General features: G+C 67.7%; 21 protein-coding genes. 13 read left to right on the plus strand and 8 right to left on the minus strand.

The window, feature by feature from the left end; translation table 11 throughout:
* Positions 1-86: 86 nt before the first annotated feature.
* Together ACRARE_RS15370 and ACRARE_RS15375 are read right to left on the minus strand one after the other, a co-directional pair.
* Positions 87-1388 (minus strand): homoserine dehydrogenase, encoded by a 1302-nt coding sequence (locus ACRARE_RS15370; RefSeq protein WP_432657336.1) that lies wholly within the window; start codon positions 1386-1388, stop codon positions 87-89.
* Positions 1389-1567: 179 nt separating this feature from the next.
* Positions 1568-1849 carry a hypothetical protein gene (locus tag ACRARE_RS15375; RefSeq protein ID WP_432657337.1) on the minus strand — a complete coding sequence of 94 codons (282 nt, stop codon included), beginning with the start codon at positions 1847-1849 and terminating at the stop codon, positions 1568-1570.
* Between the two features lie 147 nt (positions 1850-1996).
* Here ACRARE_RS15375 and ACRARE_RS15380 point away from each other — a divergent pair, with 147 nt between their 5' ends.
* Both ACRARE_RS15380 and ACRARE_RS15385 read left to right on the plus strand, forming a co-directional pair.
* Entirely contained in the window at positions 1997-2584 is a 588-nt protein-coding gene (locus ACRARE_RS15380) for a TetR/AcrR family transcriptional regulator (protein WP_432657338.1), read from the plus strand.
* Between the two features lie 103 nt (positions 2585-2687).
* Positions 2688-3185 (plus strand): hypothetical protein, encoded by a 498-nt coding sequence (locus ACRARE_RS15385; RefSeq protein WP_432657339.1) that lies wholly within the window; start codon positions 2688-2690, stop codon positions 3183-3185.
* 34 nt (positions 3186-3219) lie between these two features.
* Here ACRARE_RS15385 and ACRARE_RS15390 read toward each other — a convergent pair whose 3' ends face one another.
* From ACRARE_RS15390 to ACRARE_RS15400, 3 genes are read right to left on the minus strand one after another with little or no spacing between them, the layout of a single operon-like run.
* Complete coding sequence (locus ACRARE_RS15390; RefSeq protein WP_432657340.1) at positions 3220-3774, minus strand: TadE/TadG family type IV pilus assembly protein; 555 nt, start codon at positions 3772-3774, stop codon at positions 3220-3222.
* Positions 3774-4325, minus strand: a complete 552-nt coding sequence (locus ACRARE_RS15395; RefSeq protein ID WP_432657341.1) for a TadE/TadG family type IV pilus assembly protein — start codon at positions 4323-4325, stop codon at positions 3774-3776. The genes ACRARE_RS15390 and ACRARE_RS15395 overlap by 1 nt, the downstream gene beginning before the upstream one ends.
* Positions 4325-5647, minus strand: a complete 1323-nt coding sequence (locus ACRARE_RS15400) for a Tad domain-containing protein (protein WP_432657342.1) — start codon at positions 5645-5647, stop codon at positions 4325-4327. Before ACRARE_RS15400 ends, ACRARE_RS15395 begins: the two co-directional genes overlap by 1 nt.
* Positions 5648-6105: 458 nt before the next feature.
* On the opposite strand from ACRARE_RS15400, the gene ACRARE_RS15405 reads away from it, so the two are divergent.
* Positions 6106-7536, plus strand: coding sequence for a Glu/Leu/Phe/Val family dehydrogenase (locus ACRARE_RS15405; RefSeq protein ID WP_432657343.1), 1431 nt, complete (start codon positions 6106-6108; stop codon positions 7534-7536).
* A 66-nt stretch (positions 7537-7602) separates the two neighbouring features.
* On the opposite strand, the gene ACRARE_RS15410 is transcribed toward ACRARE_RS15405, so the two are convergent.
* Entirely contained in the window at positions 7603-8094 is a 492-nt protein-coding gene (locus tag ACRARE_RS15410) for a flavodoxin family protein (RefSeq protein WP_432657344.1), read from the minus strand.
* A gap of 201 nt (positions 8095-8295) precedes the next feature.
* On the opposite strand from ACRARE_RS15410, the gene ACRARE_RS15415 reads away from it, so the two are divergent.
* The 9 genes from ACRARE_RS15415 to ACRARE_RS15455 all read left to right on the plus strand — a co-directional run bounded on the left by ACRARE_RS15415 (position 8296) and on the right by ACRARE_RS15455 (position 21097).
* Entirely contained in the window at positions 8296-9549 is a 1254-nt protein-coding gene (locus tag ACRARE_RS15415; protein ID WP_432657345.1) for a sarcosine oxidase subunit beta family protein, read from the plus strand.
* Between the two features lie 39 nt (positions 9550-9588).
* Positions 9589-9846: a sarcosine oxidase subunit delta gene (locus tag ACRARE_RS15420; RefSeq protein WP_432657346.1), complete on the plus strand. Its 258-nt coding sequence runs from the start codon at positions 9589-9591 to the stop codon at positions 9844-9846.
* Positions 9843-12776 carry a sarcosine oxidase subunit alpha family protein gene (locus tag ACRARE_RS15425; protein WP_432657347.1) on the plus strand — a complete coding sequence of 978 codons (2934 nt, stop codon included), beginning with the start codon at positions 9843-9845 and terminating at the stop codon, positions 12774-12776. The genes ACRARE_RS15420 and ACRARE_RS15425 overlap by 4 nt, the downstream gene beginning before the upstream one ends.
* Positions 12769-13323 (plus strand): sarcosine oxidase subunit gamma, encoded by a 555-nt coding sequence (locus ACRARE_RS15430; protein WP_432657348.1) that lies wholly within the window; start codon positions 12769-12771, stop codon positions 13321-13323. Before ACRARE_RS15425 ends, ACRARE_RS15430 begins: the two co-directional genes overlap by 8 nt.
* 85 nt (positions 13324-13408) lie before the next feature.
* A complete protein-coding gene (gene dnaG, locus ACRARE_RS15435) occupies positions 13409-15397 on the plus strand; it encodes a DNA primase (protein WP_432657349.1) in 1989 nt (662 codons plus the stop codon).
* A 144-nt stretch (positions 15398-15541) separates the two neighbouring features.
* Positions 15542-17530 carry an RNA polymerase sigma factor RpoD gene (gene rpoD / locus ACRARE_RS15440; protein ID WP_432657350.1) on the plus strand — a complete coding sequence of 663 codons (1989 nt, stop codon included), beginning with the start codon at positions 15542-15544 and terminating at the stop codon, positions 17528-17530.
* 204 nt (positions 17531-17734) lie between these two features.
* On the plus strand, positions 17735-18208 hold the full coding sequence (locus tag ACRARE_RS15445; RefSeq protein WP_432657351.1) for a YbjN domain-containing protein: 474 nt from the start codon (positions 17735-17737) through the stop codon (positions 18206-18208).
* Between the two features lie 215 nt (positions 18209-18423).
* Positions 18424-19401, plus strand: a complete 978-nt coding sequence (locus tag ACRARE_RS15450) for an ABC transporter substrate-binding protein (RefSeq protein WP_432657352.1) — start codon at positions 18424-18426, stop codon at positions 19399-19401.
* A 4-nt stretch (positions 19402-19405) separates the two neighbouring features.
* Positions 19406-21097, plus strand: a complete 1692-nt coding sequence (locus tag ACRARE_RS15455) for an ABC transporter permease (protein ID WP_432657353.1) — start codon at positions 19406-19408, stop codon at positions 21095-21097.
* A 99-nt stretch (positions 21098-21196) separates the two neighbouring features.
* Here the strand turns inward: ACRARE_RS15455 and ACRARE_RS15460 are convergent, their stop codons facing one another.
* Positions 21197-22930 carry a hydantoinase B/oxoprolinase family protein gene (locus tag ACRARE_RS15460; protein WP_432657354.1) on the minus strand — a complete coding sequence of 578 codons (1734 nt, stop codon included), beginning with the start codon at positions 22928-22930 and terminating at the stop codon, positions 21197-21199.
* A 289-nt stretch (positions 22931-23219) separates the two neighbouring features.
* Positions 23220-25271, minus strand: a complete 2052-nt coding sequence (locus tag ACRARE_RS15465) for a hydantoinase/oxoprolinase family protein (protein WP_432657355.1) — start codon at positions 25269-25271, stop codon at positions 23220-23222.
* Between the two features lie 174 nt (positions 25272-25445).
* Between ACRARE_RS15465 and ACRARE_RS15470 the strand changes: the two genes are divergently transcribed.
* Complete coding sequence (locus ACRARE_RS15470) at positions 25446-26828, plus strand: hypothetical protein (protein ID WP_432657356.1); 1383 nt, start codon at positions 25446-25448, stop codon at positions 26826-26828.
* Positions 26829-26838: the final 10 nt, after the last annotated feature.

Genomic DNA, 26838 nt, shown 5'->3' on the forward strand with positions numbered 1-26838 from the left:
TACCTTCTTGCCCCTTGCGGTGGTCCGCGGGGCGAAGGCGGGGCGGGGCGCAACGGCCCCGGTCCGCGCCCCCGCCCCGGACGGTCTTAGACGGTCTCGATGCGCAGGGCGACGGGCTCGCCCTCGACCACGCCGGTTCCGGCCATCCCGGCAATCGCCAGGTCCAGGGCCGCGCGGGCGGTCTTGTGGGTGACGATCAGCACCGGGGCGCCTGCGCCCTCGTGGTCGTACTGGCGCATCCGGTGGATAGACACGCCGGATTCGCCCAGCACAGAGGCGACCTTGGCCAGGGCGCCGGGTTTGTCCTGAAGCGTCAGGCGCAGGTAATAGGGGGCTGGCGTGTTCGAGCGGGCGCCGTCGACCTCGCGCAGGGTCTGGGCGGCCTGGCCGAAGACCGGCAGGCGGAAGCCGCGCGCCAGGTCGCAGATGTCCGACAGCACCGCCGAGGCGGTCGGGCCTTCGCCCGCGCCCGCGCCACGCAGCACGATCTGGCCCACGGCGTCGCCTTCCAGCACCACCATGTTGGTGCCGCCGTCCAGCTGACCCAGCGGGCTGGTGGCGGGCACCAGGCAGGGGGCCATGCGTTGTTCCAGCCCGCGGCCGGTCATCTGGCTGACGCCCAGAAGCTTGATCTTGTAGCCCATGTCGGCGGCGGCGCGGATGTCTTCCAGGGTGATGCGCTGGATCCCCTCCAGCTCCATCTTGTCGAAGGCCACGCGGGTGCCGAAGGCCACCGAGGCCAGAAGCGCCAGCTTGTGGCCCGCGTCGATGCCGCCCACGTCGAGGTTCGGATCGGCCTCCAGGTAGCCCAGCTTGCCCGCCTCTTCGAACAGGGCGTTATACCCCGAGCCGGTGGCCTCCATCCGGGTCAGGATATAGTTGCAGGTGCCGTTCATCACCCCCATGACGCGGGTGATGTTGTTGCCCGCCAGCCCCTCGGTCAGGGCCTTGACCACCGGGATTCCCCCGGCGACGGCGGCCTCGAAGCGGATCACCAGCCCGGCGGCTTCGGCCTGTTCGGCCAGGTCCTGGCCGTGAATGGCCAGCATCGCCTTGTTGGCGGTGACCACATCCTTGCCGGCGGCCAGGGCGGCCTCGGTCGCGGCCTTGGCGGGACCGTCCGAGCCGCCCATCAGTTCCACGAAGATGTCCACGTCGTCGCGCTGCGCCAGGGCGACGGGGTCGTCCTCCCAGGCGTAGCCGTCCAGCGGCACGCCGCGATCCTTGCTGCGGTTGCGGGCCGAGACGGCGCTGACGGTGATTTCGCGCCCGGTGCGGGCGGTCAGCATCGCGGCCTCCTTGCGCAGGATCTTCAACACGCCGATACCGACGGTGCCGAGGCCGGCAATCCCCAGTCGCAGGGGTTGAGGGCGCAAGCTGTCGCTCATGAGGACTCTCCGAAATTCATGCAGGTCTGTCGTTGCATGGGCCTAATGCCTTCGCGAGGGCCTTGCAACGCGAGACTGCGCCCAGGCCCGCCGGATGCGCCCCGAAGCGGTGGCAAAGGGTGGGTTCGCGGGCGATGCGGGGCGGATCGGGGTCTGCTCGGGGCTTGGCCGGGGGCCGATCAGACGTCGAAGTCGCGGGCGCGCAGGGCCTCGGCGCGGCGGCGCAGCAGGGCGGCGCGGCTGGTCAGGGCGTCCTCGGCCTCGGTGCTGACCTGGGCCCTCTCTTCGGGGCGCGCCACCAGGCTGGCCGTGGGCACCAGGTCGAGATAGGCCAGATCGCTCGCCACACTCTCTTGCGGGGCGCCGCCCGGGGCGCGGGTGCAGGCCGGGACCGACAGCAGCAGGGCTGCGGCAAGGGCAGGCAAAAGCGGGCGGGGCAGGGCGGTGCGGCGACGGGTCATGGCCCAGAAGTGCCCCAGCCTGCGTCCCTTGGCAAGCCTTCGCAGCGCGGCGGGCGGGCGATGCGGGGTTTCCCCTCGGGCGCCCGGCGTCCGCCGGGCCGGGCGGATTTTCCCTTGTCGCCTCGGCCCGGCGGGGTAGAAGAGGGGATGACCCGAACCGTCGGATCCACCGCCGCCGATACCGGCACCCGCCTGCGCCGGGCCGCGCTGACGCTATTCGCGCGCCATGGCTATGCCGCCGTCTCGATGCGTCAGATCGCGGCCGAGATCGGGGTGCAGGTCGGTGGCCTTTACAACTATATCCCCGACAAGCAGACCCTGCTTTATCAGCTGCTGTCGGAGCATATGGCCGAGCTGCTGGAGGCGGTCGAGGCGGCCGAGATCCCGGCCGAGCCCTTGCCCGCGCTGGAGGCCTTCACCCGCTTTCACATCCGCCACCATGCCGCGCGGCCCGAACAGGTCTTCATCTCCTACATGGAGCTTCGCAACCTGACCCCCGAGAACTTCGCCCTGCTGGAGGCGCAGCGCCAGGCCTATGAGGCGCGCCTCAGCGCCATTCTGGAGCGCGGGCGGGACGCGGGTGGGATGCAGGTCGAGGATGCGCGCATGGCGACCATGGCGATCATCGCCATGCTGACCGGGGTGAACACCTGGTTCCGCGAAAGCGGTCGCCTGAGCCTGGCCGAGGTGGAAGAGGTCTATTGGGGCATGGTGCGCCGCATGGTGGCCGCCTGAGGCGCGGCCCGCGCCTGGGCCTTCGAAACCGGGTCGTCAAACACCGCATTCCCGCGTAGAACCGCCCCGAAAGCCCAACCCATCCGCAGAGAGGATCGCCCCCGTGGAGCCAACGCAGCATAGCCCCGTCCTGGCCACCCTGACCGTGGGGGCGGGGCGCAAATATGTGGGCCTGGCCGTCACCGGCGCGCTGGCCGTGGCCCTGGCCTGGCTGGCCCTGTCGCCGCAGCCCGCGCCGCTGAAGATGCGCCTGCTGCTGCTGGCCCTGGCGGCGGCGGAAGCCTGGATCGTCTGGCGCCTGTACCGCGCCACGCAGCTGCGGCTGGAGCTGACCGAGGCGGGCCTGAGCGACAGTTCGGGCGAGGTTCTGGCGCCGATGGAGCAGATCGAGGCGGTGGATCGCGGCCTCTTTGCCTTCAAGCCGTCGAACGGGTTTCTGCTGCGGCTGAAAACCCCGGGCCCGCGCCGGTTCCGGCCCGGCCTCTACTGGCAGTTCGGGCGGCGTCTGGGGGTTGGTGGGCTGGTGCATGGGGCCGAGGCCAAGCAGATGGCCGATGCCCTGGCGCTGTTCCTGGCGCGGCGCGACGGCGCCGAGGACTGAGGGCGCAGGGTAGGGGGCGCAGCCCCGGCGGCGGTCAGCCGTTGTCGGTATATTTCAGCACCGCCGCGAAACGCGGGCGGGTGTAGACGAAGGTGTGCATCTTCAGGTCGTCCATGTCGATCTGAAGGAAGGCGATCTCGTAATCGTACCAGGTTTCCACCAGGATCAGCTCGTCGCCACTGGCCAGCAGCGGCAGGCGATCGTCCCAGTCGGCCACATCGCCGGTGGTCAGCCGCGGCTTGCCGCCCCGGCCCTGGGACCAGGACACTTCGTAGCGGCGCTGCTCGTCGTTATAGCCGATCGAGCTGATGCGGATCGCGTTGTTGCGATCGACGCGCATCAGATAGTCGAACAGTTTCTTGCTGTTATCAATGTAGGTCGGGTTGATGTACTCGGTCTCGCGCGACAGCATGTCCGAGATCACGTAAGAGGCCTTTTGGTGCTGTGCGGTGACCCGCAGCATGTCGAAGAAGACGAACATCGCCACGTAGGCCCAGACCAGCAGCGGGAACAGCAGCAGGAATTCGACGGTGATCACACCGTCCTCGCGGCGCCGGAACCGGCGCAGGTGGAGGCGCAGGCGGCGCATCATGGCTCGTTCACGAAGGCAGAGAGGGCAAACATGATCGCATCCCCGTTGGCATCGGTGCCGAAGTTGCGCCCCAGCCCGACATTGGGGAAGAGCGGGGCGAATTTCAGGCAGGCGCGCAGGATCATCAGCTCGTTCGACTGACCGTTGGTGAAGGTGCGCACCGGGTTCACATCCTCGGCCCGGTCGACGCAGTCGACGTCCTCGGGCAGGGTGGTATAGGCGCGCAGGTCGACCGGCATCATCTCGAGCTTCAGCGAGTTGTCGCAGTCGGGCAGCAGCCCGGCGTAGTCGCAGATCAGCTCCTTGATGGTGTCATGGTCCACATTCTCGGTCAGGCCGATTTGCAGGTCGCGCACCGCCAGGTTCAGCCCCTGTTCCATCATCGTCTGGCGCACGGTCAACATGCCCAGTTCGACCGTCGACATGAACATGATCACGATGATCGGGAACAGGATGACGAATTCCACCGTCACGCTGCCCTCTTCGCGCCGCCGGAAGCGGTGCAGGCGCAGGCGCAGCGCGCGCAGGATATGCGACCGGCGGGCCATCAGTTGGTCAGGTGCAACGCGTTAAGCTGGCGGGCGATCGAGGCGAAGGCCTCTTTGATCTCGATCCCCTCGACCCGGTAGAAATGCGCGGGCGAGGAGGCGCATTCCTCCATCTCGTTGGCGCCGTGGTTCGACACTTCGAAGCCGATGGTCCAGATGATCACGCCCTTGGCCTTGGCCGCGTCGCAGACCCGTTGCAGGTAGGTGTCGCCCTCGCCCGAGCTGTAGGCGTCTTCGTAGAAGTGGGTGGCCAGGCTGGAATCCATGTCGTTGGTGAAGTTGAACAGCCGGTTGCGCGCCCAGAAGTAGCGCATGTCGGGGGTCTCGTAGACCTCCATCTTCAGGCGGCGGGTGCGCACGTTCACACCGTCGGTCATCAGTACGATGGTCTTCAGCGCGCCCGCGCCCCAGTCCTGCGGGCGGCCGTCGAAGGCCGCGTCGACCAGGCCGTCGTCGACCATGTCGGCGATCACCGGCTGGAAGGACGGATCCAGCAGGGCGGCGGCCCATTTCATGCCCAGATGGATCGAGGTGTTCTGCCGCGAGCGCATGGCGCCGATCTGATCCTTCAGTGTCTGGGCATTCTGGCTGAAGGGGGTGATCCGCTCATAGCTTTCATCCGGGCAGCCCGGGTCGCTGATCAGGCTGCTGGTGCTGGACGAGCCGGAAGAGAAGTGCGGGAACTGGATATGAAATTCTGTGGTGGTGATCGCCGTGGTGCTGAAATCCCCCGCAGAGAATTCCATGCAGTGGGAATAGCCCTGCAATTGCAGCACGTTAAGGCGGCTCAGGATCTCGGGGCCCGCGTTCACCTGGCTGGTGTAGGGCACGATCGACAGCGACACGGTGCCGGCGGTGTCTTCCGAGATCACGGTATCGACGAATTCCTGCGCCGCCTCGCGCATCCGCGGCAGGCGCTGGTTGCTGCCCATCGAACCCGAGATGTCGAGCACCAGCGACACTTCGGCGTCGCCGATGGATTCCTCGGCGGTGCCGCCGACATTGACGTCGATGGTGGGATAGCCGATGGCGCCCAGGAACTGGGTCTTCATCGGGTTCTTGGCCGTGGCCGAAACCGTGCGGTAGCCCGAGCCCGACTGCACGTCGACCGACGACAGGTAGCTGGTCATCTCGGCCTTGGCGAAATAGTCGCGCACCACCGCTTCGGGGTCCAGGTCGTTCTTGGTGTTGGCGGCGGCCAGCACGGCGCGGTCGAGGACGGCCTGCAACTTGGCCCGCTCCATCTCGTGGCGCATGAAGTCCACGCCCATACCGCCCAGAATCAGCGTGATCATCAGGAAAAAGACGACAAGCGGCACCATGGCGCCGGAGTCCCCGTGCCAGAAATCCCGCGCCCTATGGCGCAGCCGCCCTGCCAAAGAGCAGTTTCGCGGTGATGTGATGATCTCTACCATGATCGTTTTCCCTACCCGCGCCTTGTCTTGCGACGCTTTGAGTCTCCATTGTCCTAGGCCGCGAAAACGGCGGAAATGGGGCGGCAATAGGGACCGCTCGGGCCATTTCGGCCAGCGCGGCGCCGCAGGTGGCGTGCGCCCTCTGCGCGGGCGGGGGACAGGCCTGGCCGCTGGCGGGCGGCGGAGTAACCTCTACGTATTTATGATGATTTTACGCGCTCCGCGCCACTTGTCCCGGTCGGGGTGGGGCGAAAAGCGGGTGGCGTTCAGGGAGATATTAATTGACCTGTCATAGATGTCCGTCAGATTGACCATTACCGTCCGGTCCCTGTAGGTCCGGGCGCGGCACAGATGGGAGGAGCGTCATGCAACCGATCAAGGAACCGGGTTTTCGCCGCAGCGTGGACCTGATGTTCAACCGCGCCGTCGCGCTGATGGATCTGCCCCCGGGGCTGGAAGAGAAGATCCGCGTCTGCAATGCCACCTATACGGTGCGCTTTGGGGTCCGCCTGCGCGGTCAGATCCAGACCTTCACCGGCTACCGATCCGTTCATTCCGAACATATGGAGCCCGTGAAGGGCGGCATCCGCTATGCGCCCAATGTCGATCAGGACGAGGTCGAGGCGCTGGCCGCGCTGATGACCTTCAAATGCGCCCTGGTCGAGGCGCCCTTCGGCGGCTCGAAGGGCGGGCTTTGCCTGGATCCGCGCGACTACGACGAACACGAGCTGGAGTTGATCACCCGCCGCTTTGCCTATGAGCTGATCAAGCGCGACATGATCAACCCGGCGCAGAACGTGCCCGCCCCCGACATGGGCACGGGCGAGCGCGAGATGGCCTGGATGGCCGATCAATACGCCCGGATGAACACCACCGACATCAACGCCAAGGCCTGTGTCACCGGCAAGCCGCTGAACGCCGGCGGCATCGCGGGCCGGGTCGAGGCCACGGGGCGCGGGGTGCAATATGCCCTGCGCGAGTTCTTCCGCGAACCGGCGGATGTGCAGCGCGCCGGGCTTACGGGCACGCTCGACGGCAAGCGGGTCATCGTGCAGGGCCTGGGCAACGTGGGCTATCACGCGGCGCATTTCCTGCAGGAAGAGGATGGCGCGAAGGTCATCGCGGTGATCGAACGCGACGGGGCGCTGTTTTCCGAGACCGGGCTGGACGTGCATTCGGTGCATGACTGGATCGGCACCCACGGTGGCGTCGCGGGCTATCCCCATGCGCAATTCGTCGAAGAGGGCGCCACCCTGCTGGAAGAGGAATGCGACATCCTGATCCCCGCCGCGCTGGAAGGGGTGATCAACCTCGGCAATGCCGAGCGGATCCAGGCCAAGCTGATCATCGAGGCCGCCAATGGCCCGATCACCTTTGGCGCCGACGAGGTGCTGCGCAAGAAGGGGATCGTGATCATCCCCGACCTCTACGCCAATGCCGGGGGTGTCACCGTTTCCTATTTCGAATGGGTCAAGAACCTCAGCCACATCCGCTTTGGCCGGATGCAGCGCCGCCAGGAAGAGGCGCGCCACCAGCTGGTGGTCGACGAGCTGGAACGGCTGTCGGCGGATACCGGCATCGGCTGGCAGCTGTCACCGGGGTTCAAGGACAAGTACCTGAAAGGCGCCGGAGAGCTGGAACTGGTCCGTTCGGGCCTGGACGACACGATGCGCGGGGCGTTCCAGTCGATGCGCGCCCTGTGGCACGACCGCGCCGATGTCGAGGATCTGCGCACCGCGGGCTTCCTGGTGTCGATCGACCGGGTCGCGGCGGCCTATCGCGCCAAGGGGCTGTAGCCGCCGGGTGTGGGGCAGCCGGAGCAGGGGCGGCGGTTGCGTCCGGCCCGCTGGGCCGGGGGGGCCTCAGGCGGTCTGCCGGTAGCGCACCACGCATTGGTCCAGGAAATGCTCGACCGGGCCTTTCCAGGCGCCGCTGGTCAGGTCGCCGCGCCCCAGGTGCAGCACCGCCACCGGCTTGTGCCCGGTCAGGGCGGTCAGATCCTCGACCGCCTCGGCGGGGTAGCCGCTGTCGTCCGAGGTCAGCAGGAAGGCCACCCGCTCTGGCAGGGCGGGCTGGCTTTCCAGCCATTGCCGCAGCGGCCGCGCAGAACGCCCCTGCCAGATCGGCGCGCCGAGGATCAACAGGTCGCTGCGATCCCAGGGCTGATCCGGCACGTCGATGGTCAGATTGCGCGACAGCAGGGCGAAAAGTCCGGTCTTCATCCGCGACCACATGCCCTCTTCGGGCGTGCTGGCCTCGATCTCATGCAGCTGCGCCCCCAGCTCCCAGGCCAGCTCTTCGCCAACCTTCAGCGTGGATCCGTCATCGCAATATAGCAGAATACGGCACGTCATCTGATGTCCCCCAAGCCGTTCATTCAAATTGTGTCGAGACGATGACGCCCTGTCACCGGCGATGTTTCTGCTGCGCAGAAAAGTCATGCATTTGGGCGGCAAAATGCCCGGAAATGGCGAAAATTTACGCAAACCGCTTCATCGGATTGCACCTGACCCGCGAAGCGGCTTAGCTCGGGACGAGGGAAGAAGGAGCGAGCGATGCGGTTTTCCGGGCTGCGTGTTCTGAAAGAAGGACTCACCGGCAATCGGGGCTGGGGGCCGCACTGGCGCGACCCGGCGCCCAAGCCCGCCTATGACATCGTGATCATCGGGGGCGGCGGCCACGGCCTGGCGACGGCCTTCTACCTGGCCAAGGAACACGGGCTGCGCAATGTCGCGGTGCTGGAGAAGGGCTATCTGGGCGGCGGCAACGTGGGGCGCAATACCACCATCGTCCGCGCCAACTACTTCCTGCCCGGCAATTCCGAGTTCTATTCCCATTCCCTGAAGCTTTGGGAAGGTTTGGAGCAGGAACTGAACTACAACGTCATGCATTCGCAGCGCGGCATCATCAACCTGTTCCATTCCGATGGGCAGCGCGATGCGGCGGCGCGGCGGGGCAATGCGATGATCAACCAGGGCGATGATGCGGAACTGCTGGACCGCGCGGGCGTGCGTCGCCTGCTGCCCTATCTGAACTACGACCAGGGGCGGTTCCCGATCTACGGCGGCCTGTATCACCGGCGCGGCGGCACGGCGCGGCACGATGCGGTGGCCTGGGGCTTTGCCCGCGGCGCCTCGGACCGCGGGGTCGATCTGATCCAGAACTGCGAGGTGACGGGGATCGACGTCGAAGGCGGCCAGGTGACCGGGGTGCAGACCTCGCGCGGGGCCATCCGGGCGCGCAAGGTGGCCATCGTCACCGCCGGGCGCTCGGGTCAGGTGGCGGCCATGGCGGGGCTGCGCCTGCCGATCGAAAGCCACATCCTCCAGGCCTTCGTCACCGAGGGGCTGAAGCCGGTGATCGACAACGTGATCACCTTCGGCATGGGGCATTTCTACATCAGCCAGTCGGACAAGGGCGGGCTGGTCTTCGGCGGCGACCTGGACATGTACCCCTCCTATGCGCAGCGCGGCAACCTGCCCACGGCGGAACATGTGATGGAGGCTGGAATGGCCCTGATGCCGATGATCGGCAAGGCGCGGATGCTGCGCAGCTGGGGGGGCATCATGGACATGACCCCCGACGGCTCGCCCATCATCGACCGGACGGATATCGGCGGGCTCTACCTCGACTGCGGCTGGTGCTACGGCGGGTTCAAGGCGGTGCCGGGCTCGGGCTTTGCCCTGGCGCATTTGCTGGCCACCGACCGCCCCCATGACAGCGCCGCGGGCTTCCGGCTGGACCGGTTCCGCGACGGCGTGGGCCTGATGGACGAAGAGGGCACCGGTGCGCAACACAACCTACACTGACGGCCCGGCACCGATCCGCCCGGCAAAAAGGAGCGCGGCATGAGACTGACCTGTCCCCTGTGCGGCGAGCGCGATCTGCGCGAGTTCACCTATCGCGGCGCGGCACTGGCCCGCCCCGAGGACGCGGCCTGGACCGACGCCTGGCACGACTATATCCACCTGCGCGACAACCCGGCCGGGGCCAGCCGCGAATACTGGGCCCATTCCATGGGCTGCGCGGCGGTGCTGCTGATCACCCGCGACACCCGCACCCATGAGGTGCTGGGGGCCGCACTGGCCAAGGGGAGCGGGGCATGAGGCTTTCGACCGGCGGACAGATCGACCGCAAGCGCCCGCTCGACTTCACTTTCGACGGGGTCACCTACTCGGGCTACCACGGCGACACTCTGGCCTCGGCGCTGATGGCCAACGGGCTGAAGGTGGTGGGCCGCAGCTTCAAGTACCACCGCCCGCGCGGCATCTTCAGCGCCGGCAGCGAGGAACCCAATGCCCTGGTCACCCTGGGCGCCGGGGCGCGGGCCGAACCCAACGTGCGCGCCACCATGCAAGAGCTGTTCGCAGGGCTTGAGGCGCGCAGCCAGAACCGTTGGCCCTCGCTCGACTGGGACGTGCTGGAGCTGAACGACATCTTCGCCGATTTCCTTGGCGCGGGCTTCTACTACAAGACCTTCATGTGGCCGAAGGCCTTCTGGGAAAAGCTGTACGAGCCGCTGATCCGCCGTGCCGCCGGTCTGGGCGCCCTGTCGGGCCAGCCCGATCCCGACCCCAGCGAAAAGGCCTTTGCCCATTGCGACCTGCTGGTGATCGGCGCGGGCCCCGCCGGTCTGATGGCGGCGCTGCAGGCGGGCGCAGCCGGGGTCGATGTGATCCTGTGCGACGAGGATCCCACGCCGGGGGGCAGCCTGCTGTCCTCTACCGAAGATGTGGACGGGATGCCCGCGCCTGACTGGGCGGCAGAGGCTACGGCCCGGCTGGCGGCGATGCCCAACGTGCGGATCATGACGCGGACCACGGTCACCGGCGTCTATGACGGCGGCACCTATGGGGCGCTGGAACGGGTGGGGCGGCATCTGCAACACCGCCCCGGCGCGCTGCCCGTGGATTGCTTCTGGCGCATCGCGGCGAAACGCGCGGTGCTGGCGGCGGGCGCCCTGGAACGGCCCGTGGCCTTTCAGGACAACGACCGGCCCGGCGTCATGCTGTCGGGCGCCGTGCGCACCTACGTCAACCGCTACGCCGTGGCGCCGGGCACGGCGGTCACGGTCTTTGGCAACAACGACGACGCGCACCGCACCGCCCGCGACCTGCTGGCGGCGGGCGTCCATGTGGCGGGGCTGGTCGACTCGCGGCACGAGGCCACCACCGATCTGGACGTGCCCTTCTACCCCGGCACCGTGGTCAGCCGCGCGGCAGGCCGAATGGGCCTGGAAAGCGTCACCCTGCGCAGCCATCGCGGCGAGGAAAAGCTGCAAAGCGACTGCCTGGCGGTCTCGGGCGGCTGGAACCCCTCGCTGCACCTGACCTGCCATCTGAACGGGCGGCCGGTCTGGGACGAGGGGATCGCCTCTTTCCTGCCCGCCCCCGAAGGCCTGCCCGGGCTGATCCCGGCGGGCGGCGCGGCGGGGCGTTTCCCCACCTGGGAGGCGCTGGAGACGGGCCGCGCGGCGGCGGCGCGGGCGCTGGAAGAGATGGGCCATGCGGTGCCCCATCAGAAGGTGCCCGAGGCCGAGGGCGCCCCCTATGCGGTGAAAGCCCTGTGGCATGTGCCGGGCAAGGGGCGCGCCTGGCTGGATCTGGCCAATGACGTGACGGTCAAGGATGTGCGCGCGGCGGCCACCGAGAACTTCCGCTCGGTCGAGCATATGAAGCGGTACACCACCCAGGGCATGGCGCCGGATCAGGGCAAGACCTCGAACCTGTCGGCCATGGCGGTGCTGGGCGATGCGACGGGGCGCGATGTGGCCCAGACCGGCATCACCACCTATCGCCCGCCCTATGTGCCGGTGCCGATCGCCGCCCTGGGCGCGGGCGGCAAGGACAAGGGGTTCGCGCCGGAACGGCTGACCACCAGCCATGGCCGCAGCCTGGCGATGAACGCCCCGATGATCGAGGCGGGCCTGTGGTATCGCCCCAGCTATTTCCCCCGCGCGGGCGAAAAGACCTGGCGGCAAAGCTGCGACCGCGAGGTGCGCATGGTGCGCGAGGCCGTGGGCGTCGCCGATGTCTCGACCCTGGGCAAGATCGACATCCAGGGCCGCGACGCGGGCGCCTTCCTCGATTTCGTCTATGCCAACACCTTCTCGACCCTGAAGGAAGGGCGGGTGCGCTATGGCGTGATGCTGCGCGAGGATGGCCACGTCATGGACGACGGGACTACCGCGCGGCTGGGGCCGCAGCACTACCTGATGACCACCACCACCGCGGCGGCGGGGCAGGTGATGGGCCATCTGGAGTTCGCGGCCCAGGTGCTGCGCCCCGATTGGGACGTGCGCCTGATCTCGGTGACCGAGCAATGGGCGCAGTTCGCCGTGGCAGGACCGCAGTCGCGCGCCCTGCTGGAAGAGATGCTGGGGCAGGATCTGTCCGGCGACGTTCTGCCCTTCATGGGCTGGATGCCGGTGGATCTGGGGGGCGTCGAGGGGCGGCTTTTCCGCATCTCCTTCTCGGGCGAGCTGGCCTATGAGCTGGCGGTGCCCGCGCGCTATGGCGAAAGCCTGTTCACCCAGTTGGTCGCCCGGGCCGAGGCCCGGGGCGGGGGCGCCTACGGGATGGAGGCGCTGAACGTGCTGCGGATCGAGAAGGGCCTCTTGACCCATGCCGAGCTGCAAGGTCGCACCACCGCCTTTGATCTGGGGCTGGAACGGATGGTCTCGACCAAGAAGGCCTTCATCGGTCAGGCGGCGGCGACCCGTCCGGGCCTTCTGGCCGAGGATCGCGAACGGCTGGTCGGCCTGCGCCCGGTGGGTGCGGTGCAGATGATCCCGGCGGGCGCCTTCCTCTTTACCGAGGGCGACGCGGCAGTGCGCGAGAATGCGCAGGGCTACGTCACCTCTACCGCCTTTTCGCCGACCCTGGGGCATACCGTGGCGCTTGGCTTCCTGCGCTCTGGCCCCGAGCGGATCGGAGAGCGGATCCGCCTGGTCGATCACCTGCGCGGTGTCGTGACCCTCTGCGAGGTCTGCGAGCCCTGTTTCCTGGACCCGGAAGGGGAGAGAACCCGTGCCTGAGCTGCGCCTGATTGCCCAGAACGCCCTGCCGCAGGGCACCGTCACCACCCTGGCCGAGACCCGGATCGAGGTGCTGCCGATGCGCCGCCTGACGGTGCTGATGCCCGGCCCCGATGCCGGGCCCCTGGCCGAGGCGCTGATGGCGCAGCACGGGCTGGCCCTGCCGGCGCCCGCCGTCAGCGAGGGCGACGCGGCGGCGGAATGCCTGTGGTTCGGGCGCGGTCAGTACCTGCTGGCGGGGCCTGCGCCCTCGCCGCTGCTGACCGGGGCCGCGACCCTGACCGACCAGTCCGACGCCTGGGCCAGCCTGCTGCTGGAGGGGCCGTTGGCGCGGGCGGTTCTGGCGCGGCTTTGCCCGCTGGATCTGCGCGACGCGGCCTTCGGCCAGGGCGCCACGGCACGCAGCGAGATAGGCCATATGGCCGCCTCGGTGACCCGGGTCGCGCCCGAGGGGTTCCGCCTGATGGTCTTCCGCTCGATGGCCGAGACGCTGCTGCACGAGCTGCGCACGGCGCTGGAGGCGGTGGCAGCACGCGGCAGGCTCTGACCCGCGCGCGCGCCCGAAGGCTGTCGGACGCCGGTGGATGTTGCCACGTCTGGACTCCGCCGCGCCGAGGGACGATATTTCGCCCATGAAGCTGGACCCTTCGTTCCTCGACGAATTGCGCAATCGTGTGTCCCTGGCCCAGGTGGCCGGGCGCAAGGTGCTGTGGGACAACCGAAAATCGGTGCCGTCCAAGGGCGACATGTGGGCGCCGTGCCCCTTCCACCAGGAAAAGAGCGCCTCGTTCCACGTCGATGACCGCAAGGGATTCTTCTACTGCTTCGGGTGCCATGAGAAGGGCGACGCGATCTCTTTCGTGCGCAAGACCGAAAATGTCGAATTCATGGAGGCGATCGAGATCCTGGCCCGCGAGGCCGGGATGCCCTTGCCCGAACGCGACCCGCAGGCCGCCAAGAAGGCCGAGAAACGCGCCTCGCTGACCGATGTGATGGAAGAGGCGGTAAAGTTTTTCGCCCTTTCGCTGCGCGGGGCGGGCGGGCGGGACGCCTCGGCCTATCTGAGCAAACGCGGCCTGGACGAGGCGGCGCGCGGGCGCTGGAACCTGGGCTTCGCGCCCGATGCCTGGCAGGGGTTGTGGGATCACCTGACCGCCAAGGGGGTGAAACCCGACGACCTGATCGCCTGCGGTCTGGCCAAGCCCTCGACCAAGGGTGGCAAGCCCTATGACGTCTTCCGCAACCGCATCATGTTCCCGATCCGCGACACCCGCGGGCGCTGCATTGCCTTTGGCGGGCGGGCGATGGATCCGAACGACAATGCGAAATATCTGAACTCGCCCGAAACCGTGCTCTTCGACAAGGGGCGGACGCTGTACAACCATGCGCCTGCGCGCGAGGCCGTGGGCAAGGGCCAGCCGCTGATCGTGGCCGAGGGCTATATGGACGTGATCGCCCTGTCCGAGGCCGGGTTCGGCGGCGCGGTGGCGCCCCTGGGGACGGCGGTCACCGAGACCCAGCTAGAGATGATGTGGCGGATGTCGCCCGAGCCGCTGATCGCGCTGGACGGTGACACCGCGGGCCTGCGCGCGGCGCGCAAGGTGATGGATCTGGCGCTGCCGAAACTGACGGTGGGCCATTCGGTGCGCTTTGCCCTGATGCCCCAGGGGCAGGATCCCGACGAGGTGCTGAAGGCCAAGGGCCGCGAGGGGATGCAGGCGCTGCTAGACACGGCCCTGCCGCTGGTGGAACTGCTGTGGCAACGCGAGACCGAGGGGCGCAGCTTCGACAGCCCCGACCGGCGCGCGGCGCTGGACAAGGCGCTGCGCAGCGCCACCCAGCAGATCCCCGACGAGGGGCTGCGTTATCACTATGACCAGGCGCTGCGCGAGAAGACGCGCGAGCTGTTCCGGCCCGCGCGGTTTTCCGGCAAGGGCAGCGGCGGGGGCTTTGCGCCCGCGCGCGGCAAGGGCGGATTTGGGCGCAACGCGCGCTTTCAGCCCGCCGTGCCCATGCCCAGCACCAAGGCCAGCCTGCTGGCCGGGCAGGACGTCGAGGCCACGGAATACCTGCGCGAGGCGGTGATCCTGGCCTCGCTCTGCGTCACCCCCGCCGTGGCCGAGGATTTCGAGGGCCAGTTGCTGCGGATGGAGTGTCGCGACGCCACCCATGCCCGGCTGCGCGACCTGATTCTGGCCCATGCGGCCCAGGGTGCGGAAAATCTTTCGCAAAAACTGACCGAGGCGCTCGGGGGGACGGCCCTTGACGAATTGCTCGGGCGGACCCATGTGGCCCTCTGTCCTCCGGTGCGACATCCCGGGGACGAGGAGCAGGCCCGCATGACGCTGGTCGAGGAATTCGCCAAGCTTCAGGCGGTGCGGGCGCTGAGGGATGAGATCAACGAGGCGGCGCAAGAGATTGAGACAGTCGAGGATGAGGCGGTGACCTGGCGTCTGGGGGACGCGGCCCGCACCAGCCATTCGGCCCTTCGTGGCCTGCAAGAGGACACCGCCGAATACGACGTTGGAGAGAACGGGGCCCCGATCAATCGGGAAGAACGCAGCGCGCTGGACGCGCTGATGCAGACCATTCGCTTTGATAAGCCCCGCCGGAACGGGTGACACGGGGGCGATTCGGGTGAAATGACAGGGACCCTCAAGAAAAACAGGGTAAACGGGTGTGCGAATCGGTGAAAGCAGGTATTGATTCGGTTTAATCGAATCACCGCAGCTGCACCGCCGCATCCAGTGCGCAGGAGTACCGCCATGGCCGCCAAGGATAACGACGACAACCAGATGGAAGAGCAGGAGGCAGAAGTCTCCCTCGACATGAGCCAGGCGCAGGTGAAGAAGATGATCGCGGAAGCCCGCGAGAAAGGCTTCATCACCTATGATCAGCTGAATCAGGTGCTGCCGCCGGATCAGGTTTCGTCCGAACAGATCGAAGATGTGATGTCCATGCTCTCGGAGATGGGCATCAACATCATCGAGGATGAGGAAGCCGAGGAAGAAGAGCAGAAGACCACGGCCGTCACCACGACGAACCAGAACCGTGAAGTCGCGCTTGGCACCACCGGCCAGGAGAAACTGGACCGGACCGATGACCCCGTGCGGATGTACCTGCGCGAGATGGGCTCGGTCGAGCTGCTGTCGCGCGAGGGCGAGATCGCCATCGCGAAGCGGATCGAGGCCGGTCGCAACACGATGATCGCGGGGCTTTGCGAAAGCCCGCTGACCTTCCAGGCGATCACCATCTGGCGCGACGAACTTCTGTCCGAAGACATTCTGCTGCGCGATGTCATCGACCTGGAAACCACCTTTGGTGACCAGCTGGGCGATGACGAGGAGGGCGGCCAGCCGGTCGTCGACCCCTCGGCGGTCAACGCCGCCGCCGCCCAGCCCAAGAAGGACACCGGCCCCGAGTTGGACGCCGACGGCAACCCGATTGCCAAGGATGACGACGACGACGAGGACGACCAGTCCAACATGTCGCTGGCGGCGATGGAAACCGCGCTGAAACCGCGGGTTCTGGAAACGCTGGACCGTATCGCCCATGACTTCGAGATCCTGTCCGAGATCCAGGACAAGCGGATCAGCGCGACCCTGAACGAAGACGGGTCTTTCTCGGACAATGACGAGGCGACCTATCAGAAGCTGCGCTCGGAAATCGTGCTGCTGGTGAATGAACTGCACCTGCACAACAACCGGATCGAGGCGCTGATCGACCAGCTCTACGGCATCAACCGGCGGATCATGTCGATCGACTCCAGCATGGTGAAACTGGCCGACCAGGCGCGGATCAACCGGCGCGAGTTCGTCGAGGAATACCGCGGCCACGAGCTGGACCCCAACTGGATGGAGCGGATGGCGCAAAAGCCCGGTCGGGGCTGGCAGATGTTCATCGAACGCTCGTCCGACAAGGTCGAGGAGCTGCGCAATGACATGGCGCAGGTCGGCACCTATGTGGGCCTCGATATCAGCGAATTCCGCCGCATCGTCCAGCAGGTCCAGAAGGGCGAGAAAGAGGCCCGGCAGGCCAAGAAGGAAATGGTCGAGGCGAACCTGCGCCTGGTGATTTCCATCGCCAAAAAGTACACGAACCGTGGCCTGCAATTCCTTGATCTTATTCAGGAAGGCAACATCGGCCTGATGAAGGCCGTCGACAAGTTCGAGTATCGCCGCGGCTACAAGTTCTCGACCTATGCCACCTGGTGGATCCGTCAGGCGATCACCCGGTCCATCGCGGACCAGGCGCGCACGATCCGTATCCCGGTGCACATGATCGAGACGATCAACAAGCTGGTCCGCACCGGGCGCCAGATGCTGCACGAGATCGGCCGCGAGCCGACGCCGGAAGAACTGGCCGAAAAGCTGCAAATGCCGCTCGAGAAGGTGCGCAAGGTGATGAAGATCGCCAAAGAGCCGATCTCTCTGGAAACGCCCATTGGCGACGAAGAGGATTCGCAACTCGGCGATTTCATCGAGGACAAGAACGCGATCCTGCCGCTGGACAGCGCCATTCAGGAAAACCTGAAGGAAACCACGACCCGGGTCCTGGCCAGCCTGACCCCGCGCGAGGAACGGGTGCTGCGGATGCGGTTCGGCATCGGCATGAATACCGACCACACGCTGGAAGAGGTCGGCCAGCAGTTCAGCGTGACCCGCGAACGGATCCGCCAGATCGAGGCGAAGGCGCTGCGCAAGCTGAAGCACCCGAGCCGCTCGCGCAAGCTGCGCAGCTTCCTCGACCAGTAAGCGCGCCTGTCGCAGAACTTGCAAAGCCCTCCGGCCTCTGGCCGGGGGGCTTTTTGCTGGCCGGTGGTCTGGCCGACAGGGGGGGCAGGGCGCGCGCGGGCGATGAAACCTGCTGTCATCTTGCCGGGGCAGCGATCTGCGCGCTTGCGCCCCGGGCGGGATCTAAGGCATCACCTAGGGGCAGTTTTCACGACAGGAGTTGCCATGAAACCCTTTGCCGCCGCGCTCGTCTGCCTTGCCGCCGTCACCGCGCCCGCCTTTGCCCAAAGCAATATGATCACCGCCGCCGATCCCGCCAGCATCGCCGATGCGATGCAGGGCCTGGGCTATCGCGCCGAGATGGATACGGACGGGGTCGGTGACCCGATGATCCGGTCCGCCGCCGAGGGCGTGAATTACCGCATCTATTTCTACGGCTGCTCGAACAATGCCAATTGCGACAGCCTGCTGTTCTCGGCCGGCTTCGACATGGACGATGGCATGGCCCTGCCAGCGATCAACACCTGGAACGCCGACTCGGTCGTGGCCCGCGCCTATCTGGACGATGAATACGATCCCTACGTGCAGATGTACGTGCTGACCGGCGACGGCGCCGGGATCTCGGCCGAGATCTTCGAACAGGCGGTGCGCGAATGGGGTCAGACCCTGTCCGACTTCAAGGAAACCATCGACTGGTAAGCCGCCCCGCGCCGATGCCCCTTGCGGGGCGCCGTGCCTGACCGCTTTGGATCCGTGCCCCGGAAGGGGCGCGGATCTTTTCGTTCGCGCCCGCCACGCGGGCATTTTCCCCGACCCCGCCGCCCTGACCGAAAATCGAACGTCCACCTACAAGAAACCGTCATATCCGGCTGCTAGGCCGCCTCCACACCCGCGACCCTCTCTCGGAGACAGATATGAAACGCGCCCTCACCCTTGCCGCCGCCCTTTCGCTGACTGCAAGTGCCGCGCTGGCCGATGTCAGCGGCAAGCTGGTCCTCTACACCAGCCAGCCCAATGCCGATGCCCAGCAGACCGTCGATGCCTTCATGGCCGAATACCCCGAGGTCGAGGTGGAATGGTTCCGCGATGGCACCACCAAGGTTATGGCCAAGCTGGCCGCCGAGTTCGAGGCAGGTGCGCCCCAGCCCGACGTGCTGCTGATCGCCGACAGCGTGACCATGGAAGGGCTGAAGGCCGAAGACCGCCTGATGGCCTATCCCGAGGCCGACACCGCCGCCTATGAGGCCGGTGTGATGGACCCGGAAGGCTACTGGTTCTCGACCAAGCTGATCACCACCGGCATCATCTACAACACCGCCGCGCCGATGGTGCCCACGTCCTACAAGGATCTGCTGTCGGAAGAGGCCAAGGACAAGCTGGCCATGCCCTCGCCGCTGACCTCGGGCGCTGCCACCATCCACATGGCCGCGCTGACCTCGAACCCGGCGCTCGGCTGGGATCTGTATGAAGGTCTGGCCGATCAGGGCGCCAACCCGCAGGGCGGCAACGGCGGCACCTACAAGGCGATTGCCGGGGGCGAAAAGCTCTATGGCTTCGTCGTCGACTTCCTGCCGATCCGCGAAGCGGTGAAGGGCGCCCCCGTGGCCTTCGTCTTCCCCGAGGAAGGCGTCTCGGCGGTGACCGAACCGGCGGCGATCCTGTCCACCGCCCAGAACCCCGACGCGGCGAAGGCCTTCATCGACTTCCTGATCTCGGAAAGGGGCCAGGAACTGACCTCGGCCATGGGCTATCTGCCCGCCCTTGGCACTGTGGCCGCGCCCGAGGGCTTCCCGGCCCGCGATCAGATCAAGCTGATGGCCTTCGATCCCGCAAAGGCCCTGGCCGAGGACGAGGCCAACAAGATGCGCTTCATGGATATCTTCGGCGGCTGACCCCTTGCTGAAACGACTGCTGCGCGGCGAGCCCCTGGCGCTCGCCGCGCTTTGCCTTTTCGCTCTGGGGCTGCTGGTGCTGCCCCTGGGCCTGCTGTTCCGGGTCGGGCTGGCCGAGGGGCTGGGCGCGCTGGCCGAGGCCCTGGGCGGTCGCTCGGTGCGCGCGGCGCTCTGGCATTCGCTGGAAAGTGCCGCGATCTCGGGGACGGGGGCGCTTGTGATCGGCACGGGGATGGCGCTGGTCATCGGCCTTTGCGATCTACGCGCCAAGGGGCTTTTCGTCTTCGTGCTGCTGCTGCCGATGATGATCCCGCCCCATGTGACCGCCATTGCCTGGGTGCAGGCGCTCGGGCCGGCCTCGCCGGTCTTGCAGGCGCTGCACCTGGCGCCCGAGATGGGGGCGACCCATCCGCTTTATTCCCCCGGGGGCGTCTGGCTGCTGCTGACGCTGCAACATGCGCCGCTGTTCTTCCTGGTGGTGCTGGCCGCCCTGCGCGCCCTGCCGCGCGAGATGTCCGAGGCGGCGCGGATCTCGGGCGCCCGGCCTGGCCGCCTGCTGGCGCGCGTCTTGCTGCCGCTGCTGGCGCCCTCGCTGCTGGCGGGCTTTGCCCTGGCCTTCGTCTCGGCGCTTGGCAATTTCGGCATTCCGGCCCTCTTGGGGATCCCCGCGCGCTATATCACCCTGCCGGTGCTGATCTGGCGGCGCCTGTCCAGCTTCGGGCCCTCGGTGCTGCGCGACGTGGCGGTGCTCTCGCTGCTGCTGGCGGCGGTGGCGGTGGCGGCGATCTGGCTGCAATCGGCGCTGCAACGGCGGGCGCGGTCGCAGGTGATCGGCCCGGCGCAGGCGCCGCTGCGCATCGTCCTAGGCGGCTGGCGGGCGCCGGTGACCGGCGCCATGGTGCTTTATGCCCTGGCCACGCTGGTCCTGCCCCTGACCTCGCTGCTGGCCACGGCGCTGGTGCCCACCTATGGGGTGCGCCTTGGCCTCGACACGCTGACCTGGGACAATTTCGCCGAGGTTCTCCTGCGGCAAAGCGTGACCCTGCGCGCCTTCCTCAACTCGACCCTGGCCGCCGGCGCGGCGGCCCTGGTGCTGGCCGCGCTCTCCTGCCTGCTGGCGGTCTTCCTGAACGCCCGGACACGGGGGCCGCGCCGCATCGCGGGGGGCATCGCGACCCTGGCCGAGATCAGCTATGCGATCCCCGGGCTGGTGATCTCGATCGCCTTCATCCTGGCCTTCCTGCGGCCGCTGCCGCTGACCGGGATCTCGCTTTACAACACCATGGCGATCATCGTCCTGGCCTATCTCACGGCCTTCTTCTCGGTGGCGCTGAAGCCGGTGGCGGCGGCCTATGGCCAGCTCGATCCCTCGCTGGACGATGCGGCGCGGGTCTCGGGCGCGGGCTTTGCCCGCCGCCTGCGGCGGATCCACCTGCCGCTTGTGGCCCCCGCCGCCGCCTCTGGCGCGATCCTGGTCTTCCTCACGGCCTATAACGAGGTGACGGTCTCGGCCCTGCTGTGGTCGACAGGGCATGAGACCATCGGCACGACGATCTTCAACTACGAGGACGGCGGCTATACCGTGCTGGCCGCCGCCATGGCCAGCGTGACGGTGGCGGCCACGGTGCTGCTGATGCTGGTGCTGGATCGCGCGGGCCGTCGCCTGCCGCCAGGCGTGGTGCCCTGGCGGATGTAGGGGGGGCGCCCTAGACAAGCCCAGTGCCCCCACCTTCCATTATTTGTTGGCCAGAAATATCCCGGGGGTCCGGGGGCTGGCCCCCGGTCCCGTCCGCGCTCACCGGGCGCGCAGGCTGGCCGTGGCCTCCAGGTCCGCCTGCCCCTCGGCAAAGACCACGCCGAACAGCTCGCGCGCCTCATCGGCGGTGTAGCGGCCCAGGCGCACGTCCTCGGCCACCGCCGCGACGGGGCGGGCCATCGGGTCGCCATAGCCGCCGCCACCGGGGGTGCGCACATGGACCACATCGCCCGGGGCCAGGGGGATATCCTGCTCCTTGGACAGATGCGGCGGGATATGCACCGCGCCGTCGCGGATCACCCGCACCTTGTTCACCATGCCATCGGCCCCGCCAAGCGCCCCCTGGGGCCCGCTGCGCCCGTGATCCATGACGAAGCTGGCCGTGGCCTGGCCGCGCCGCAGCTCTACCGCGTAGTCGAGGCCGAAGCCGCCCCGGTGCAGACCGGCGCCGCCTGAGCCCTCGTGCAGGGCGTAGTGATGGTAAAGGACCGGGAACTGCGCCTCCATGATTTCGACCGGCGGTGCCTTGGAAATGCCGATGGTGGAACAGCCGTTGGACAGCCCGTCATGGTCGATATTGCCGCCGTAGCCGCCGCCCGAGATCTGGTACATGACGAAATCGCGCCCCTTCTCGGGGTCGTGGCCGCCCAGGGCGAAGTTGCCCGAAGACCCGGCGGGAGAGGCCGTCACGCGGTCGGGCAGGGCGGGGGCGAGGGCCGCAAAGACCGCCTCGGCGATCCGCTGGCTGACCTCTGCGGCGCAGCCGGAAACCGGGCGCGGGTAATGGGCATCGAGGAAAGTCCCCTCATAGCCCGTCACATGCAGCGGCTCGAAGGCTCCGGCCGAGATCGGCACCTCGGGGAAGATGTGGCGCATGGCCAGGTAGACCGAGCTGAGGGTGGTGGCCAGGACCGAGTTCATCGGCCCCGTACAGGGCGCCGAAGAGCCGGTGAAGTCGAAGCGCAGCCGCTCGCCCTCGCGGGTGACGGTCAGGCGGATTTCCAGCGGCTCGTCCACCACCCCGTCGCTGTCGATCCAGGCCGAGGCGCTATGGGGCCCCTCGGGGATCTGCGAGACATAGCTGGTCATCTGGGCACTGGCGCGGGCGCGCAGCTCGGTGATGGCCTGGGCCACCACATCGTCGCCGTAGCGGTCCAGCAATTCGTTCAGCCGCTCTTCGCCCACCTTCAGCGCGGCGGCCTGGGCCTGCACATCGCCGATGCGCTGATCGGCGACGCGGATGTTGGAACAGATGATTTGATAGATCTCGCGGTCCAGCACCCCTTCCTTGAACAGACGCACCGGCGGCAGGCGCAGCCCTTCCTGTTCCACCGAGGTGGCCGAGGCCGAGAAGCCGCCGGGCACCGCGCCGCCGGTATCGGGCCAGTGGCCGGTGTTGCTGAGCCAGCAGAAGATTTCGCCGTTGCGGTAATAGGGCCGGGCAAAGCGCACATCCATAAGGTGGGTGCCGCCCAGGTAGGGGTCGTTGACGATATAGATATCGTCGGGCTTGGGGTCGGCCACCAGCCCCTTGGCGATGCCCTCGATCAACACGCGGGTGGAATACTGCATCGTGCCCACGAAGACCGGCAGGCCCATGTTGCCTTGCGCGATCAGCGCGCCGTCCTGGGCCGAATAGATCCCGTCGGAGCGGTCGTTCGCCTCGGCGATCACCGGCGAGAAGGCGGCGCGAGAGAAGGACAGGTCCATCTCGTCGCAGACCTGTTGCAGGCCCGCCTGGATGACAGAGAGGGTGATCGGGTCGATGGTCATCGGGTCACCTCGGGTGCGATGGAGGGAGCGGATTGGTCAGCGCGATATGCAGAGGCTTGAGCCCGGCCGCGGGTGGGCGCATTGCGCCCGCCCATGGGGGTGAGTCCCGCCTGGGAAACGCTCTGGGAGAGCGTTTCAGGTGCGAACGGGCGGAGCCCAGTCGTCGGGCGCAGGCCGGGCAAATGGCCCGGCCAAGTGCCTGCGGCGCGAGTATTTTTAGCCGTCGAATGGGAGGGGCGCGGCGCCTCGGGGGCGCCGTGGTCGTGGACGGGGCGCGGCGCTAGTCGGGTCATTCGGCGCCCCGGATCTCGATCAGGATATTGCCGATGGCGTCGGTGGTGACGCGGTCGCCCGGCGGGACAAGGATCGTCGTATCCATCTGTTCCAGGATCGCCGGGCCGTCGAAGGCGGCATCCGCTGGCAGCAGGTCGCGGCGGTAAAGGGGCGTCTCGTAGGTCTCGCCGTCGAAGATCACCGGACGGGTGGCACGCAGGGCCTCGGCCAGGGTGGCCTTGCGGTGCTCGGCCGGGATCAGGCGGGCCGGGTCCAGCGAATTGCGCGCCCCGATGACCGAGGTATTGGCATTGACCACCGCCGCGCGGATCGTGTCGAGGCGGACGTGGAAGCGTTTCCAGTAGACCTCTTCAAAGGCCGCTTGCAGGGCCTCGCGGCTGATCACCGGCCCCTCCAGCGTGACGCGCAAGAGGTGGGTCTGGCCGATGAACTGCATGTCCAGGGAATGCAGCACCCGGGTCTCGGTGATCTCGACCTTTTCGCGGGCGATGAGGGCGCGGCCCTCTTCGGCCTGGGCGGTCAACGTGTCGGCCAGGGCGGCCATGTCGAGGTTGTCCAGCGGTTGGCCCACGGTGCGGGTGAAATCGTGGCGCAGGTCGGCCACCAGGCAACCAAGCGCATTGGTGATGCCGGGGCGCGCAGGCGTCAGCACCCGGGGCACCCCCAATTCGCGCGCTAGCGAGGCGGCGTGCAGCGGACCCGCGCCACCGAAGGCGAAAAGGGCGAAGTCGCGCGGATCGGCGCCCAGCGAGACCGAGACCATGCGGATGGCGCCCGCCATCTTGACGTTGGCCAGCTGGATCACCGCCTCGGCGGCCTGTTCCGGCGTCAGGCCCAGGGGATCGCCCAGCTTCTCGGCGAAGATCTGGCGCACCGTCTCCAGGGTGACACCGCCCTCGACCGATTTCAGCCGGGCGGGGTCCAGGCGACCCAGCAGGAGGTTGGCGTCCGAGATCGTGGGCTCGGTGCCGCCGCGCCCGTAGCAGATCGGCCCCGGGGTGGCGCCCGCCGAATCGGGGCCCACTTCCAGCAGGCCCGCCGCAGTGACCCGGGCGATCGACCCGCCACCGGCGCCCACGGTGCGCACATCCACCATGGGGACGTGGATCGGCATGGCATATTCCACCTCGATCTCGTTCGAGACCGCAGGCTGGGCATCGCGGATCAGCGCCACATCGGTCGAGGTGCCGCCCATGTCGTAGGTCAAAAGGTTCGGGATGCCCGCTGCGCGGCCCGTAAAGGCAGCGGCCATGACGCCCGAGGCGGGGCCGGACATGACGGTGCGGGCGGCCTCTGTCGCGACGCGCCGGGCCGAGACCATGCCGCCGTTGCCGTTCATCACCAGAAGTTCTCCGGCATAGCCGCCCTGTTCCAGCGAGCCCGCCAGGTTCTGCACGTAGCGATCCAGGATCGGCTGCACCGAGGCATTGACCGCCGCCGTCACCCCGCGTTCGTATTCGCGGCTTTCCGACAGCAGGGCATGGCCCAGGGTGACATAGGGGTTGGGCCAGACCTCTTTCAGGATCTCGCCCGCGCGCAGCTCATGCGCCGGATTGCGGTAGGAATGCAGGAAGTGGATGACCACGGCGGCGCAGCCCTGATCCAGCAGGGCCTGGGCGGCGGCGCGCAGGGCGTCCTCGTCCAAGGGCGTGATGACGCGGCCCTCGGCATCCATCCGCTCGGGCACTTCAAGGCGCAGGTCGCGGGGGATCAGCGGTTTGAAATCGCCTTTCATCCCATAGGCTTGCGGGCGGGTGCGACGGCCCAGTTCCAGCACGTCGCGGAACCCTTGGGTGGTGATGATGCCGGTGCGGGCCAGCTTGCGTTCCAGCACCGCATTGGTGGTGGTGGTGGTGCCATGGACGATCAGCGCGGTCTCGGGCAGGGTGGCCTGGGCCTCGGCCACCGCGTTCATCACGCCGCGCGACTGGTCGTCCAGGGTCGAGGGCACCTTGGCGATGCGCACCTCGCCCGTGGCCGGGTCCATCAGCACCAGATCGGTGAAGGTGCCGCCCACGTCGCAGCCGATGACCTGCCCTCGTTCCATGTCGTGTCTCCGCCGTTGTCCGGGTCGTTAGATACATTTGTGTGCAAATGAATTTCGTAACCCGCCGTGGAAGTCAATTCTTCTTTGCATCGCCGCGCCTGGGAAGTTTGTCTTGCACAAGGAGGTGCCCAGAGCATGATCAGCACAAGACGAATGCGCAGGGCAGGGGGGCCGATGCCACGACAGCAGGGACAGATCGCGGCAGCGGCGGCGCTGGCGCTGGCCGTGGGCCTGCTCTGGCCCGGGGCGGCGGCGGCCCATGCCTCGGAAGGGGGCTTTGTCCTGCTGCTGCCCACAGACGCCTATATCGCGGGCGGTGTCGCCTCGGTGCTGGCCACGGTGGTGCTGATCGCGCTGATCCCCGAGGGGCTGGCGCGGCGGCTGTTCCGCCCCCTGGATCTGGGGCGCGCGGGGCGTGCGCGCGGGCAGGCGCTGACCTCGACGCTGTCGGCGCTGCTGCTTTTGTGGGCAATCGTGCAGGGGTTTGTCGGCTCGCAGGACCCGGTGAAGAACCCGCTGCCTCTGCTGGTCTGGACCGGGTTCTGGCTGTTCCTGGTGGCAGGCTGCGGGGTATTGGGCGACCTCTGGCGCTGGCTCAGCCCGTTCCGCGCCAGCTGGGCGCTGGTGCGCCGGGCGGGGCTGCGACCGCTGCTCCGCTACCCCGCGTGCTGGGGCTATTGGCCCGCGCTGCTCAGCTATCTGGCCTTCGCCGGGGTGCTGATGGTGCATATCGCGCCCACCGATCCCGACCGGCTGGCCTGGATGGTGCTGGGCTACTGGGGGTTTACGCTGCTGGGCTCTGTCCTCTTCGGCGCGCGCTGGCTGGTCCGGGCCGAGGGGCTGGGCGTGCTCTTGCATCTATATGCCCAGCTGGCGCCGCTGCGTCGGCGCGGCGGGCGCTGGCGCCTGGGCTGGCCCGGCTGGGACCTGGAGGGGCGCCCGCGTCCGCCAGCCAGCCTGGCGATTTTCATCCTGATGGCCCTGGCGCTTGGCTCTTTCGACGGGCTGAACGAGACCTTCCGCTGGTTCAGCTGGATCGGGATGAACCCGCTGGAATTCACCGGGCGCAGTGCCGTGGTGGGGCCGAACCTGACCGGGCTGATCCTGGCCGGGCCGCTGCTGGTGGCGCTTTATGCCGCTTCGATCCAGGCCGGGTTGATCCTGATCGAGGCCGATGGCTTTGCCGCCAGTTTCTGCGCCCTGGCCCCGGCGATTCTGCCGATCGCCTTCGGCTATCACGTGGCCCACTACCTGCCTTCGGCCCTGGTCGAGGGGCAGTATTTCTGGAACATGGTGGCCCGGACCCTGGGCCTGAACGAAGTCACTGTCACCACAGGGTTTTTCAACCGACAGGCCTCGGTCCGCACGATCTGGCTTTGCCAGGCGGCGGCGGTGGTTCTGGGCCATGTGCTGGCCATCGTGATGAGCCATGTGGCTGCCCTGCGCCTGCACGGGGGCCATGGTCGCGCGGCGCTCAGCCAGGCGCCGCTGGCCTTGTTCATGATATTCTATACGCTGTTCGGGCTCTGGCTTCTGGCCTCGCCCCGGGGGGCGTGAAGATGCGGCG

The organism is Pseudooceanicola aquaeponti, from assembly GCF_050897975.1.
GTDB lineage: Bacteria > Pseudomonadota > Alphaproteobacteria > Rhodobacterales > Rhodobacteraceae > Pseudooceanicola.